The organism is Pseudolactococcus chungangensis CAU 28 = DSM 22330 (genome assembly GCF_002441885.1).
In the GTDB taxonomy this organism is placed as follows: Bacteria; Bacillota; Bacilli; order Lactobacillales; family Streptococcaceae; genus Pseudolactococcus; species Pseudolactococcus chungangensis.
The window spans coordinates 1-15182 of the sequence record NZ_JXJT01000011.1 but is presented as its reverse complement, the minus strand read 5'-3'; the positions used below and the strand labels follow the sequence as shown (position 1 = coordinate 15182).

Here is a 15182-nt window from a genome sequence, read left to right as displayed (position 1 = left end):
GATTGTTCACTTATTTTTGTTACTAGCTTTTTAGAGCTATTTCAGCGTCCAACCGCCATCAATCTTAACGATTTCGCCGTGCATGTAACTTGCTTTTCCGGAGGCTAGAAAGGCTGTCAGGTCGGCAACTTCAGAAGGCTGTGCCCACCGTCCGACTGGTGTTTCACTTGCAACCCAATCTGCCATCATGCCATTATTTGTTTCGAAATCTTGTCGTGTCATGCCAGTTTGAACTGCGCCTGGGGCAATGCCGAAAATCTGTACGCCTGTCCGTGCATAATCGAGAGCAAGTTGCTTGGTAAAGCCAGCCAAGGCATGTTTACTCGTTGTATAAGCAGCGCCTCCACCACCAGCAACAAAACTAGCAATCGAGCACATGGTAACGATGATGCCTGATTTTTGTTCAATCATGTGTGGTAAAAAGTGGCGTGTGAGTTTTATGACAGGACTGAGATTGCTCGCCCAGATTTGAGTAAAGTCATCATCTGATGTCTCAAGCAAAGGCTTGTAATTGTCCAAAATACCTGCTGTATGACAAATCACATCAAAGATTTGGGGTAATTGAGCAAGTAGCGCTGTTAAATCACCTGCTAAATCAGCCTGGTAAAAGAAAAAATTGGGATACTCATGGTGTGTTTGTGGTGTCTGCTTGTCAACGCCATAAACCTGGTCACCATTTTCTAAAAAGAGTTTGCTTTGAGCTAAACCGATACCTGAGGCGCAGCCGGTAATAAGAATTTTTCGGGGGGTGTGTTGTATAACTTGGAACATGAAAATACCTCATCTGAAATTAGATATAAAAAAACGCCTCATAGCTTAGGCGACACACCGGCAACAATGTTATTTCCGGTTAAACTGTCGCTAGAGGTGTTTGACTTGTGCATGGTCGTGTGAAACAGAAAAAAAATCAGTCGACAACTTGCCAGTCATTAGCTAGGACATCGCAAGGCGTTGGACTCCACATAGAGTAGCCTTCGCCTTCTCCTGAGACGTTAATCAAAAAATAAGGTGTGACATCCAACTTCTGACCATCTGCTAATTGAATCGTATCATAGAGTTTGACGAAATTTTCAGCGCCACCCCAGCCCTGTGTTCGAACGGCTTTACCACCGTTTTTGAGAATAGGTAATATTTGTTCAAAATTCATGTCTACATTATACCAAATTTTTGGTATAATGTAGACACTACTAACTTATAATATTAGTGATATACTTGAACGAGTGTATTAGTGAAGTGAGATGATTATGATTAATTTATACTTGTCACCGAGTTGTACGTCTTGCCGAAAGGCACGTTCGTGGCTTGACAGTTACGGGGTGGCTTACGAAGAACACAATATATTAACGCAACCGATGACATCTGATGACTTGAAAGCTATTTTGTCTAAAACTGAAAATGGAACAGAAGATATTATCTCGACTCGGAGTAAAGTCTTTCAAAAATTAAATATTGATGTAGATGATTTGACGATTAATCAACTTATCGTTCTTATTTCGGAGCATCCGAGTCTGTTACGCAGACCTATTATTATGGATGACAAGCGGATGCAAATTGGTTTTAACGAAGATGAAATTCGAGCTTTTTTACCGCGTTCATATCGTCAAGCAGAATTAAGAGATGTCATGAGTTCAGGAGCCTAATAGATGTCAGCTAATAACAGCTATCAATATCCCATAGATTTGAGCTGGACAGGAGAGGAAATGGCTGCAGTCATTTCCTTTTTTAATCAAGTCGAGGATTTTTATGAATCAAAAGTATCACGTGAGGCATTTTTAACAGCCTATCACCAGTTTAAACAAGTCGTGCCATCTAAAATGGCAGAAAAGCAATTGGACCGTGAGTTTGAAAAAGCCTCAGGCTATTCAAGTTATCGTGCCCTTCAGGAGGTGACTAAAAGTGAGCGCCAATTTGTTAAACACCAAGCTTGAGTTCGCCAAAAACGTCGTTAAACAAGCAGGGGCATTTATCAGACAACATCTGTCAGATGACCTTGAAATTTCTGAAAAAACGCATTTCAACGATCTAGTGACCAATCTCGACCGAGAAGTCCAAGAGCAGATTTTGACACAAATCCAGACGACATTTCCCCAAGACCATGTTTTAGCGGAAGAAAATGACGTGAGACACGATATTAAGGATGGCAATGTCTGGGTGCTTGATCCCATTGATGGCACGACGAATTTCATCGTCCAAAGAGATAATTTTGCGGTCATGCTGGCTTACTATGAGTCGGGAATTGGTAAAATTGGTGTCATCCTGGATGTCATGAATGATAATCTTTACTGGGGTGACGGCTCAAGTACGTATAAAAATGATGTGCAGATTCGCTTGACGGCTAAGCCTTTGCGCCAAAGCCTTATCGGCGTTAATACTTATATGTATCGGACAAATGCGGGTGGCTTGTTGGACTTGAGCCACGAGAGTTTGGGCGTGCGAGCGATTGGTAGTGCAGGTATCGAGTATGTGAATATCCTAGAGGGCAAGATATGGGGATATTTCAGCAACTTATCACCATGGGACTATGCGGCGGGTGCGGTTTTAATCGCACCGTTTGGCTATATCACGCAGCAGATTGATGGTCGACCACTTATTTTTGAAGGTCGTCAGATGATAATGTCTGTTCCGAGTAATCAGTTAGACAAAATTAAGGCTTATCTTAAATAAGCCCCAATAATAGCGATAACGTTAGCTTAGCCTAGCGTTTTTTGGACTTGTCCGTATTTTCAACACGAAAAATAGAAATATGATATAATTTTGTATAAGATAAAATGTGAAAGTGAAATGATGGATAAAATAATAGTAAGCGGTGGTCACACACGATTAACAGGTCAAATTGAAATTGAGGGCGCTAAAAATGCAGTTTTGCCGCTTTTAGCTGCAACAATCCTCCCTTCTGAAGGCGAAACGGTGCTTAATAATGTACCAATTCTTAGCGATGTCTACACGATGAATGCTGTGGTGAAACATCTCAATATCCCACTCATCTTTGATGAGTCTGAAAAAAGAGTTGTGACACAAGCCACGACAGAAGTTGCGATTGAGGCGCCCTATGAATACGTCAGCCAAATGCGTGCCTCTATCGTTGTATTAGGCCCAATCCTAGCTCGAAACGGTCATGCTCGCGTATCAATGCCAGGCGGGTGTACGATCGGCTCGCGTCCGATTGATTTACACATCAGAGGCCTACAAGCCATGGGTGCAGAAATTACGCAAAACGGTGGTTTTATTGAGGCGAAAGCGGATGAACTTCATGGCGCGCATTTTTATATGGACTTTCCATCAGTCGGTGCGACACAAAATATTATGATGGCAGCCACTCTTGCCAAAGGAACCATGATTTTGGAAAACGCTGCGCGTGAACCTGAAATCGTTGATCTTGCCAATTTGCTCAATAAAATGGGGGCTAATGTTAAGGGTGCTGGGACGGATACAATCATCATCAAAGGTGTTACGCAGATGCATGGCGCACAACATAACGTCGTGCAAGACCGCATCGAAGCTGGAACATTCATGGTAGCTGCAGCCATTACTCAAGGTAACATCTTGATTTTGGATGCTGTTCGTGAGCACAACCGACCTTTGCTTTCGAAACTTTCAGAAATGGGTGTTGATATAATCCAAGAAGAGGCAGGGATTCGGATTATTGGTCCTGAAAAATTGAAACCTGTCACGGTTAAAACTTTACCGCATCCAGGTTTTCCAACGGATATGCAAGCCCAAATGACAGTTGCTCAGGCTATCGCTGAGGGTGAGTCAATGATGATTGAAACGGTTTTTGAAAACAGGTTCCAACATCTTGAAGAAATGCGTCGGATGGGACTCTTTGTTGATATTTCGAGAAATACGGCTTTGATTCAAGGTGGTGGTAGTCTGTCAGGGGCCGAAGTTCGTTCAACAGACTTGCGTGCCAGCGCTGCACTTATCTTATTAGGTATGGTGGCTGATGGGACGACGACTGTTGGCAATTTAAAACATTTAGATCGTGGCTATTATCAATTTCATGAAAAATTGGCCAGTCTAGGGGCAGATATTAAACGAATCAACGATAAGGAGACTGCTTATGTTTAAGCGGACTGTTAAATTTTTAGGGTTGCGCATTTCATTGATTTTGTTAGTCGTTATTTTAGTCATTTTGGCGATTATTTTAGGGCTCATGCTTGGTTATGGGGGTCTAGGCGGTAAAAATCCAGCTGACATCTTTAAACCAAGTGTTTGGCACGATTTTATCGCTAAATTGAGTGGCAAATAAAAGAAATCGCCTTAAATGTCCAAAAAAAGCGTCCAGAAATGGCGAATAGAGGGGACTGATTCTTGATTTTTAAGTACTTTTATGCTAAAATAAACAAGTTGAATTAAAATAGATTATAAATTTAGGAGAAATACAAATGACTGCAAGTTTTGAAAAAACTGGTGTAAATAACGGGACTTTGACGTTCACAATCGGTCAAGACATGATCGCAAAAGGCCTTGACACAGCGTTTAACAAAGTTAAAAAGAACCTAAACGTACCTGGTTTCCGTAAAGGTAAAGTATCACGTACTGTTTTCAATAAAATGTACGGTGAAGAAGCACTTTACGAAGAAGCTTTGAACGCTGTATTGCCTGAAAGCTATGAAGCAGCTGTTGCTGAAAGTGGTATTGATCCAGTTGCACAACCAAAAATTGACATTAAATCAATGAACAAAGGTGAAGATTGGGAAATCACAGCTGACGTTATCGTTAAACCTGAAGTAAAACTTGGTGACTACAAAAATCTTGAAGTCTCAGTTGATATTGAAAAAGACGTGACAGATGCTGATGTTGACGCTAAAATCGAAGCAGCTCAAAAAAATCTTGCTGAATTAGTGATTAAAGAAGATGCTGCTGAAAATGGCGACACTGTTGTCATTGATTTTGAAGGTAAAGTTGACGGTGTTGCATTTGACGGTGGCACAGCACAAAACCACAGCCTTGAATTAGGTTCAGGGTCATTCATTCCTGGTTATGAAGAACAATTAGTCGGTCATAAAGCTGGTGAAACTGTTGAAGTAACAGTTACTTTCCCAGAAGATTACCAAGCTGAAGATTTAGCTGGTAAAGAAGCTGTTTTCACGACAACAATTCATGAAGTGAAAGCTAAAGAAGTGCCAGAACTTGACGATGAATTAGCAAAAGACATCGACGAAGAAGTTGAAACTTTGGCTGAACTTAAAGCAAAATACAAAGCACAATTAACTGAAGAAAAAGAAACACAATACACTGATGCTGTTGAAACTGCTGCAATTGAAGCTGCAGTTGCTAACGCTGAAATCGTTGAATTGCCAGGCGAAATGGTTCACGATGAAGTTCACCGTGCGATGAACGAATTCCTTGGTAACATGCAACAACAAGGTATCTCAGCTGACATGTACTACCAATTAACGGGTACATCAGAAGAACAACTTCACGCACAATTTGAAGGCGATGCTGACAAACGCGTTCGTACAAACTTGGTGATTGAAGCAGTAGCAGCCGCAGAAAACTTCAAAACAACTCAAGACGAAATTGATACTGAAGTTGCTGAATTGGCTGAAACTTATAACATGCCTAAAGAACAAGTTGAAAAACTCTTGCCTGCTGACATGCTCAAACATGATATCGCAGCTAAAAAAGCAGTTGAAGTGATTACATCTACTGCAGTTGTGAAATAAAATGACTTAAAAAAACGACTTCGCGAGAGGTCGTTTTTTAAGTTTTTCTCGCCAATAAACGGTGCATGGCAATTTATTGCCTATCATAATAGCAAAGGCAAGTAAAGCACTCGGCAAGAGTTTGAACACATCAAGTTGCCACGATATCAATATAATCACATCGATAATAGAGGTAAAAATACCTGTCGAAGTCCCTGACAGCACAGACGGTATAAAGCTGAAAATAGCCAGTCCATGCACTGAAAAAAAGTAAAAGTGAAAATTATTTTGTGACAATCACATTAAAATGAAAAGCAGAGAGTTTTGAAATGGAATGTTTCATTTTCATGGGAAGTCGCTTATGATCTTGTAAGTCAACAAAAAAGCTAGGTATGAAAATCATTTCTTCTAATTCATGTGGCATAAATAGTGATGGAAAAATCAGAATAAAGTCGATTTTAGTCATCTATTGGTTCATTGTATTATTCTTCTCAATCGTCGCCGTAATGGCGTCGATTACTGTAGCAACAAAGTTGTTTTGCTCTAAGCTCACGACGCCTGCAACGGTTGTACCACCTGGGCTTGAAACATTGTCAACCAAGGTCCAAGGATTTTCGTCAGACTTGAGAATCATTTCTGCGCTGGCAAGTACGGTTTCAGCAACGATTTTAGTGCTGGTGTCTTTTGGCATACCGTGTAGGACGCCTGCACGGCTCATGGCGTCAATGAACATATAGATATAAGCAGGTGAACTACCAGCTATAGCTGTGAAAGTACCGAAATCTTTTTCAGCTAATTCGTGAACGCTACCGACACTTTCAAAAACTGCTTTGACAATGTTGAAAATATCATCCGATACATAGGCATTTCTAACAATACCTGTGGTTGATTTTTGGATGGTGGCATTGATATTTGGCATAACTCTGACGAGCGGTTGCTTATCAGATGTCATGGCGCTGAGGTCAGCTAAGGTGATACCTGCTGCAATAGAGACGATTGGTTTCTCAATCTTGTGTTCAGATAAAATATCTGCAACAACATAAGGTTTGACGGCTAGGACGATGATGTCTGAGTTCTGAATCAAGTCGGTATGGCTAGCAGAACCGTTAACACCAAGTACTTTGGCAGTTAACTGTGTCTCCTCAAAATTGCGGCCTGAGATGTGAATGCTAAATTTCTCTTTATTTAGACCTTTAATAATCGCTGACGCCATTTTCCCGGCGCCGATAAAACCAATCGTTATCATGAGTTACTCCTTATGTCTTTTTCATTATTTCTTTTATTTTACCACAATTGTTGTTTGATGTCGGGATATGTTTTTTGAAAAACTGAAAAGTTGGTGACGATTTTGTGTCTGAATGCTGTATAAAAGGGATAGAACCGCATCATTTAAGACAAAATTAAAGTTTATTGGTATAATAGGTTTAAGGATTTTGTTATTTTGACGACTCTGTGTTGTCGAAATGAAAAAATGAGAGTGGCGTGAAACTGAGGCTTTACTTAGTTGTCACAACATTTTAATATAAGGAGCATCACTACGATGAATAAATATGCCATTATTTTAGCCGCCGGAAAAGGAACTCGGATGAAGTCTGACCGACCAAAAGTTCTTCATGAAGTTGCTGGGAAGACGATGCTTGCACATGTGGTTGCGGCGACGAGTGCTATCAAACCTGAGAAAACAATTGCGATTGTCGGGCATGGCGCAACGGATGTTTTAAGCACTTTACCTGAGCATGTCGCTTATGTGAAACAAGAGGAGCAGTTGGGAACGGGTCATGCAGTCAAAATTGCTGAGCCTTTGCTAAAAAACCTGCATGGTATGACGCTTGTCATCGCAGGAGATACACCGTTAATTCGTCCTGAGACTTTGGCAGAGTTATTTGCCTATCATCAAGCTGAAAAAGCAACAGCGACGATTCTGACGGCGATAGCAGATGACCCGACAGGTTATGGTCGGATTATCAGAGAAGATGGTCATGTCTCTAAAATCGTTGAGCAAAAAGATGCTAATGACTTTGAAAAATCTGTGCAGGAAATCAATACTGGGACATATGTTTTTGATAATCGGGCACTCTTTGAGGCGCTTAGCAATATCACAACGGATAATGCGCAAGGCGAGTACTATTTGACAGATGTTATCGAGATTTTTAAAGATGATGCTAAAAAAGTTTCAGCTTTTGTCTTAGACGACTTCAATGAATCTATTGGGGTCAATGACCGTGTGGCATTGTCACAAGCTGAGAACATCATGCGTGAACGGATTAATACAAAGCATATGTTGAATGGTGTAACCTTGATTGACCCTGCAGCGACCTATATTGATGCAGATGTCGAAATTGGTGCAGATACAATTATTGAGCCTAATGTCGTGATTAAAGGGCAGACGGTCATCAGTCAAGGGGTGCATATCACATCAGGTAGTCGAATTGAGAGTTCTAGATTGCACCACAACACAGAAGTGCGTCACTCAACGGTAGAATATGCTGTGCTTGAACCCGGTGCCAATGTCGGTCCTTATGCACATCTTCGGCCAGAGACAATCTTGCATGAAAACGTTCATATTGGTAACTTCGTTGAAGTTAAAGCCTCTACACTTGGTGTTGGGACTAAGGCAGGTCATTTGACTTATATCGGCAATGCCATGGTTGGGGAACATGTTAATTTCGGTGCTGGTACGATTACGGTCAACTACGATGGTAAAAATAAATATAAGACAGAGATTGAGGATTATGCTTTTATCGGCAGTAATTCAAGCTTAATCGCACCGATTTCAATCGGTAGAAATGCGATTACGACTGCTGGTTCAGTTATCACAGATGATGTCCATGAAGACGAGATGGCATTTGGGCGTGCCCGTCAAGTCAATAAAGTTGGGCGTGCAAAACTCATGCCAAGTTACCAGGAGCTTTAATCGCTTTACTGCAGAAAATGTCAAGGTTAGCTTAATAATTATTCTGGGGTGCTAACAGACAAAAGGGGGGGGACACTAATGATGAATTTTGAAGATTTCGAAGAAAAAACGTTGAGTAGGGAAAATATTTTTAAAGGGAAAGTGATCGATGTCAAATATGATACTGTCGCTTTGCCAGGGGACTTGGGGCTTGCTAAACGAGAACTCATTTTTCATAACGGGGGTGTTGCTGTACTTGCGATAACACCAGAGCAAAAAATGATTTTGATTCGTCAGTTTCGTAAGGCTTTGGAAAAAGTGATTTATGAAATTCCAGCAGGTAAACTGGAAAATGGTGAAAATGCTGATCCAACAGCGGCGATGTTACGTGAATTAGAAGAAGAAACAGGCATGACGACTAAGTCTGTCAAAAAAATCTCTGAGTTTTACACAGCGCCTGGTTTCTGTAATGAAAAAATTTATCTTTATAAAGCGGATAATTTAACGAAAGTTGATAAGCCAAGACCACATGATGACGATGAAGTTCTGGAGTGTCACGAAGTCACTTTGGCAGAAGCAAAAGCATTAATCCAAAAAGGGGAGATTAGTGATGCCAAGACGATTTTGGCTATCCAGTATTGGGAGTTAGAGACACATGCCTAAACCTTTATTAACAGATGAAATGATTCAGCAAGCGGCTCGTGAAAAAGAACGCTTGGAGCGAGAAATTGCGCAAGCGAGACAAGATGATACCCAGCTAATCAAGAAATTTGCGCCCCAAAAAGCCCAAATGGAAAAAAATCTGGTTTATAAAAGCCGTCGTATTGAAGCTCAAAAAAGAGAAGAACGCGGGAAAAAAATCACGAAATATATCATGATTTTAGTGGTTTTATTGATTATTATCACGGTGATAGTTTTCAAATTTTAAAAAAGAATAAGTCAAAGAATTGGGCTGTAGTGTTTGAAAATAAGCACATCCTAACAGGATAAGCTATATGAGAAAGTGAGTGAAGATGAAAATAGGTATTATTGCAGCAATGGATGAGGAATTAAAAATCCTTGCAGAAACGCTGCAACATTCCGAAAAAACCAGTCATCACGGGTTTATATTTTACACAGGGATTATCGGACGGCATGATGTTGTCTTAGTTAAGTCAGGTATCGGAAAAGTCATGAGTGCAGTTGCTGTTAGCTTGCTGGTTGACTTTTTCGCTGTTGATGGCATTATTAACAGTGGCTCCGCAGGTGGTGTTGGTACAGGTCTGGCAGTTGGAGATGTCGTGATTGCAGATAAATTAGCCTATCACGATGTTGATGTGACAGCCTTTGGCTATGCTTTTGGGCAAATGGCAGGGCAGGAGCTTTACTATCACAGTAGCGCCTATTTCGTCTCGGAGTTAAAGAAAGCTGCACCCGATGCACAAGTTGGCTTAATCACTTCATCAGATTCTTTTATCTCATCTAAAGCGCAGCAGCTCGCCATTAAAACACATTTTCCTGATGTGCTGGCAGTGGAGATGGAAGGGGCATCGGTTGCTCAAGCGGCGAAAGTACTAGGCAAACCATTTGTGGTGATTCGAAGCCTTTCGGATACAGCTGATGGTCAAGCGGCAGAAAGTTTTGATGAATTTATTATCCAAGCCGGCGAAAAATCTGCGGCGACATTGATTAAAATGTTGGAAATAATGGTGTAAAATATGACAGATAATTTAGTATTGCATACCGATCTCTATCAGATCAATATGATGCAGGTTTATTTTGAACAAGGGATTTCTGAGCGCAACTCAGTGTTCGAAGTTTATTTCCGAGATATGCCTTTTAAAAATGGCTATGTCGTTTTTGCAGGTCTGGAGCGAGTTGTTGACTATCTTCGAGATTTGCATTTTGGTGTTGATGATATTACTTACTTGCGAGAGCTTGGCTATCCAGAAAACTTTTTAGACTACCTCACTGACTTACGCTTTACTTGTGATGTGAGATCGGCGCAGGAGGGGGATCTCGTTTTTGCCAACGAGCCGATTCTTCAAGTTGAAGGTCCATTGGCACAATGCCAGTTGGTCGAAACAGCGATCCTCAACATCGTCAACTTCCAAACCTTAATCGCGACCAAAGCAGCGCGGATCAAGTCGGTGATTGGAGATGAACCTCTACTTGAGTTTGGGACACGGCGGGCTCAGGAAATGGATGCTGCGATTTGGGGGACGCGTGCTGCTGTGATTGGCGGTGCGGATGCAACCTCTAACGTTCGAGCAGGTAAACTTTTTGGTATTCCGGTATCTGGCACACATGCTCACTCGCTTGTTCAAGCTTATGGTAATGACTATGATGCTTTTAAAGCCTATGCAACAACGCATCGAGATTGTGTTTTCCTAGTGGATACTTATGATACACTGAAAATCGGCGTACCTGCAGCCATTAAAGTCGCAAAAGAAATGGGTGATAGTATCAATTTTCAAGGCGTTCGCATCGACTCTGGCGACATGGCCTATATTTCAAAAAAAGTTCGTGAACAATTAGATGATGCTGGTTTTACAGAAGCGAGAATCTATGCGTCTAATGACTTAGATGAAAATACGATTCTCAATCTCAAAATGCAAAAAGCCAAAATTGATGTCTGGGGTGTGGGGACAAAACTCATTACAGCTTATGATCAACCTGCACTTGGTGCCGTTTATAAAATCGTTGCGATTGAAACGGAGACTGGTGACATGCGTGATACGATTAAACTTTCAAGTAATGCAGAGAAGGTTTCAACGCCAGGTAAAAAACAAGTTTGGCGGATTCGCAGTTTGGATAAGAACAAATCTGAGGGTGACTACATCACGTTTGCAACTGTTGACCCGAATGAATCTGATGAAATTTTTATGTTTCATCCGACTTATACGTATATCAATAAAAGATTGACAAATTTCACGGCGCGTCCTTTGTTGGTTCCGATTTTTGAAAAAGGTCACTTAATTTACGAGTTACCTAGCTTGCCCGAAATCAAGGTTTATTTCAAAGAGAAATTAGACGATTTATGGGATGAGTACAAACGTGATTTAAACCCGCAAGACTACCCGGTCGATTTGGCGCAGGATGTCTGGGAAAATAAAATGAAACTAATTGATCAAGTGAGAAGGGATGTTTACAAATGACTTTACAAGATAAAATTATCGCAGAATTAGGGGTTAAACCTGAGATTTCGCCGGAAGCAGAAGTCCGTCGCTCAGTTGATTTTTTGAAGGAGTATCTCAAGCAATATCCTTTCCTGAAGAGCCTAGTCTTGGGTATTTCAGGTGGTCAAGATTCAAGCTTAGCTGGTCGTTTGGCGCAGCTTGCCATTGAGGAATTACGTGCTGAGACAGGTGATACGACCTATCAATTTATCGCTGTTCGTCTGCCTTATGGCGTGCAACAAGATGAAGATGATGCCCAAAGGGCATTAGATTTCATCAAACCAGATGTTAGTTTGACGGTCAATATCAAGCGTGCAGTAGACGGTAAAATTGCTGCCTTGACTGAAGCTGGTCTTGCCATTACTGATTTTAACAAAGGAAATATCAAGGCACGTCAACGCATGATTACGCAGTACGCAATTGCCGGTGAGCACTCAGGGGCTGTGGTTGGAACAGATCACGCATCTGAAAACATTACTGGTTTCTTTACGAAATTTGGTGATGGTGGCGCAGATATTTTACCGCTTTTCCGTCTCAATAAACGTCAAGGCAAGCAGTTATTAGCTTATCTCAATGCAGATGAAGCGCTTTATAACAAAGTGCCAACGGCAGATTTGGAAGATGGGAAACCTGGCTTAGCTGATGAAGTCGCACTAGGTGTGACTTATGATAATATCGACGATTATTTAGAGGGACGCGAAATTGATGCAGCCGCGCGTGCTGTTATCGAAAACTGGTGGTTAAAAACAGAACATAAACGTCATTTGCCAATCACGGTTTTTGACGATTTCTGGCGCGCATGAGAATCGGTATTTTAGGGGGAAACTTTAATCCGGTTCACTATGCGCATTTGTTCATCGCAGACCAAATTCAGCAGTTATTGGCTTTAGATGAAGTGCAACTGATACCAGAAAACGAGCCACCTCATATTGATACAAAGTCAACGATTTCAGCGGAACATCGTATTAAGATGCTGCAGCTTGCCTTGCAAGACTATTCACGGTTGACATTGAACTTGTCAGAAATTGAGCGAGGTGGCAAGTCTTATACGTATGATACGCTCTCAAAATTGACGGCTGACCATCCTGAAAACGACTATTTTTTCATAATCGGTGGTGATATGGTTGATTATTTGGAAAAATGGTACAGGATTGATGAGTTGATGCAATTGGTTAAGTTTGTAGCTGTCAAACGCGACCAAACTGTTTTGACTGAGCCAAAATACCCCGTTCAAATGATTGATTTACCTTTGCTAAATATCTCCTCAAGCTATATCCGAGGGAGTATAAAAGCGAACCATCAGCCCAATTTTTTATTGCCTGCTGAGGTGTTGAACTACATTAACCAGCATGGTTTATACCAATAGAGGAAATTGTATGACGGGATGAAATTAACCTGTGCTTGAGAGACACAAGTTCTTTTTATGAGGTGAATGATTAAAGCTTTTTTTGAGAGATACACTTTTAAAAGTGCTATACTATTCTTTGGAGGATTTACATGACAGCATTAACATCAGAATTTACACAATCTTTATTTGATAATTATCAAATAGATGCGAAATATAGTGCAGTAGAAAACGCTGCGACTAAAAATGGCTTGCTCAATGCACTTGAAAATCGGGCATCACATGCCGCGAATTTGCCTGTTTTTTCAATCGACTTGACAAATGACCCCGTCAGCAACCAAAAACAATCTGGTCGTTGCTGGATGTTTGCCGCTTTGAACACTTTCCGTCATAAAATTTTGACAGAGTTCAAGTTGGAAAACTTCGAGTTGTCACAAGCCTACACGTTCTTTTGGGACAAATATGAAAAATCAAACTGGTTCCTTGAGCAAATCATTGGCACAAGTGATCTTGAAATCGGTGATCGCAAGTTGAAATTCTTGCTTGATGTGCCCCAACAAGATGGCGGACAATGGGACATGGTCGTGGCATTGTTCCAAAAATATGGTGTCGTGCCAAAAGACATCTATCCTGAGTCAATTTCATCAAGTGCCAGCCGTGAGTTGGATCAATATTTGAATAAAATCTTGCGTCAAGATGCACAAATCTTGCGTGAGTTGATTCAAAATGGTGGTGATGTGGCTGCTAAAAAAGCGGAACTTTTGCAAGAAATCTTCAACTATCTTGCCATGACACTTGGCTTGCCACCACAAAAATTCAACTTTGAATACCGAGACAAGGATGACCAATTCCATAAATTTGACAGCATCACACCGCAAGCTTTTTATGAAAAATTTGTTGATATCAAGTTGGATGACTATGTGAGTGTGATCAATGCCCCAACTGCTGACAAACCTTATAACAAATCTTACACGGTTGAATTTTTAGGGAATGTCATTGGTGCGCGTGATGTGCGTCACTTGAATGTTGACATGGACCGTTTCAAAAAATTAGCAATCGCGCAAATGCAAGCTGGTGAAACAGTTTGGTTTGGCTGTGATGTGGGTCAAGTTTCTAACCGTCAAGATGGCCTTTTGACCATGGATGCCTATGATTTCTCAGCCATGGATTTGAACTTCACACAAGATAAAGCTAGCCGTTTGGACTACTCTGAATCATTAATGACACATGCCATGGTCTTGACTGGTGTCGACCTAGATAATGCCGGCAATTCTCTTAAATGGAAAGTCGAAAATTCATGGGGCGAAAAAGTTGGTAAAAAAGGTTATTTCACAGCATCAGATGCTTGGATGGATGAATATACTTATCAAATCGTTGTCAGAAAAGAATTCCTGACTGCTGAAGAGTTGGCTGCTTATGAGGCTGAGCCGGAGGTGCTCCTCCCTTGGGATCCTATGGGTGCTTTGGCTTAAATTTTCTGGCGAACTTCTTCGTTACAGCAGGGCTCACGTACCTAAGTACGTGTCGCCATGCTGTGCCTCGATTTTCTTGAAAATTTTAGCCAAAGTTTAGCTAATTTTCTGGCGAATTTCTTCGTTACAGCATAGCCCACGTACTTAAGTACGTGTCGCTGTGCTGTGCCTCGATTTTCTTGAAAAAATTAGCCAAAGTTTAGCTAATTTTTGGGTGAATTACTTCGTTACGGTATAGCTCACGTACCTAAGTACGTGTCGCCGTTCTGTGCCTCGATTTTCTTGAAAATTTTAGCCAAAGTCTAGCTAATTTTTGGATGAATTGCTTCGTTACGGTATGGCTCACGTACCTAAGTACGTGTCGCCGTTCTGTGCCTCGACTTTTTTGAAAATTTTAGCCAAAATTTAGCTAATTTTTTGGCGAATTTCTTCGTTCTACTAATAGATAAAAACTCAGATGTTAATGGCTATCTGAGTTCAGCATGTAGACAAACCCGTACGAGAGGTGCGGGTTTGTTTTTTTGTGTAAAAATAGATATTTAACATATTAGTAGTAATAATAAGTACATTATGTTAAAATTAATTTATAAAATATAGATGATAAATTAGTAATATATTAATTGGGTTTTACGGAATAAAAACTTGACAGAAAAGGAGGGGAATCGT

Annotated in this window: 17 protein-coding genes; 14 read left to right on the top strand and 3 right to left on the bottom strand. The window is 40.9% G+C overall.

Annotation, left to right across the window (positions count from 1 at the left end):
- Positions 1-36: 36 nt before the first annotated feature.
- Entirely contained in the window at positions 37-771 is a 735-nt protein-coding gene (locus RR45_RS06045) for a 3-oxoacyl-ACP reductase (RefSeq protein ID WP_031366416.1), read from the bottom strand.
- A gap of 136 nt (positions 772-907) precedes the next feature.
- On the bottom strand, positions 908-1147 hold the full coding sequence (locus RR45_RS06040) for a DUF2829 domain-containing protein (protein WP_031366417.1): 240 nt from the start codon (positions 1145-1147) through the stop codon (positions 908-910).
- Positions 1148-1244: 97 nt separating this feature from the next.
- On the opposite strand from RR45_RS06040, the gene spx reads away from it, so the two are divergent.
- From spx to tig, 6 genes are all read left to right on the top strand, one after another.
- Positions 1245-1640: a transcriptional regulator Spx gene (gene spx, locus RR45_RS06035; RefSeq protein ID WP_031366418.1), complete on the top strand. Its 396-nt coding sequence runs from the start codon at positions 1245-1247 to the stop codon at positions 1638-1640.
- Positions 1641-1643: 3 nt separating this feature from the next.
- On the top strand, positions 1644-1928 hold the full coding sequence (locus RR45_RS06030; RefSeq protein WP_031366419.1) for a UPF0223 family protein: 285 nt from the start codon (positions 1644-1646) through the stop codon (positions 1926-1928).
- Positions 1897-2664: an inositol monophosphatase family protein gene (locus RR45_RS06025; protein WP_244148306.1), complete on the top strand. Its 768-nt coding sequence runs from the start codon at positions 1897-1899 to the stop codon at positions 2662-2664. The genes RR45_RS06030 and RR45_RS06025 overlap by 32 nt, the downstream gene beginning before the upstream one ends.
- Positions 2665-2784: 120 nt before the next feature.
- Positions 2785-4068: a UDP-N-acetylglucosamine 1-carboxyvinyltransferase gene (gene murA / locus RR45_RS06020; protein ID WP_031366421.1), complete on the top strand. Its 1284-nt coding sequence runs from the start codon at positions 2785-2787 to the stop codon at positions 4066-4068.
- On the top strand, positions 4061-4249 hold the full coding sequence (locus tag RR45_RS06015) for a DNA-directed RNA polymerase subunit beta (RefSeq protein WP_031366422.1): 189 nt from the start codon (positions 4061-4063) through the stop codon (positions 4247-4249). The genes murA and RR45_RS06015 overlap by 8 nt, the downstream gene beginning before the upstream one ends.
- 136 nt (positions 4250-4385) lie before the next feature.
- Positions 4386-5669 (top strand): trigger factor, encoded by a 1284-nt coding sequence (gene tig, locus RR45_RS06010; RefSeq protein WP_031366423.1) that lies wholly within the window; start codon positions 4386-4388, stop codon positions 5667-5669.
- Between the two features lie 445 nt (positions 5670-6114).
- Here tig and proC read toward each other — a convergent pair whose 3' ends face one another.
- On the bottom strand, positions 6115-6894 hold the full coding sequence (gene proC / locus RR45_RS06000; protein ID WP_031366425.1) for a pyrroline-5-carboxylate reductase: 780 nt from the start codon (positions 6892-6894) through the stop codon (positions 6115-6117).
- Positions 6895-7188: 294 nt separating this feature from the next.
- On the opposite strand from proC, the gene glmU reads away from it, so the two are divergent.
- From glmU to pepC, 8 genes are all read left to right on the top strand, one after another.
- On the top strand, positions 7189-8562 hold the full coding sequence (gene glmU, locus RR45_RS05995) for a bifunctional UDP-N-acetylglucosamine diphosphorylase/glucosamine-1-phosphate N-acetyltransferase GlmU (RefSeq protein ID WP_031366426.1): 1374 nt from the start codon (positions 7189-7191) through the stop codon (positions 8560-8562).
- 78 nt (positions 8563-8640) lie between these two features.
- Positions 8641-9204, top strand: a complete 564-nt coding sequence (locus RR45_RS05990) for an NUDIX hydrolase (RefSeq protein ID WP_031366427.1) — start codon at positions 8641-8643, stop codon at positions 9202-9204.
- Positions 9197-9469, top strand: coding sequence for a cell wall synthase accessory phosphoprotein MacP (gene macP, locus RR45_RS05985; protein WP_031366428.1), 273 nt, complete (start codon positions 9197-9199; stop codon positions 9467-9469). The genes RR45_RS05990 and macP overlap by 8 nt, the downstream gene beginning before the upstream one ends.
- 85 nt (positions 9470-9554) lie before the next feature.
- A complete protein-coding gene (locus RR45_RS05980; RefSeq protein WP_031366429.1) occupies positions 9555-10235 on the top strand; it encodes a 5'-methylthioadenosine/adenosylhomocysteine nucleosidase in 681 nt (226 codons plus the stop codon).
- A gap of 3 nt (positions 10236-10238) precedes the next feature.
- Positions 10239-11678 carry a nicotinate phosphoribosyltransferase gene (locus tag RR45_RS05975; protein WP_031366430.1) on the top strand — a complete coding sequence of 480 codons (1440 nt, stop codon included), beginning with the start codon at positions 10239-10241 and terminating at the stop codon, positions 11676-11678.
- Positions 11675-12502: an NAD(+) synthase gene (nadE, locus tag RR45_RS05970; RefSeq protein ID WP_031366431.1), complete on the top strand. Its 828-nt coding sequence runs from the start codon at positions 11675-11677 to the stop codon at positions 12500-12502. The genes RR45_RS05975 and nadE overlap by 4 nt, the downstream gene beginning before the upstream one ends.
- On the top strand, positions 12499-13065 hold the full coding sequence (locus RR45_RS05965) for a nicotinate-nucleotide adenylyltransferase (RefSeq protein ID WP_031366432.1): 567 nt from the start codon (positions 12499-12501) through the stop codon (positions 13063-13065). Before nadE ends, RR45_RS05965 begins: the two co-directional genes overlap by 4 nt.
- A gap of 131 nt (positions 13066-13196) precedes the next feature.
- Entirely contained in the window at positions 13197-14516 is a 1320-nt protein-coding gene (pepC, locus tag RR45_RS05960) for an aminopeptidase C (RefSeq protein WP_031366433.1), read from the top strand.
- Positions 14517-15182 lie beyond the last annotated feature (666 nt).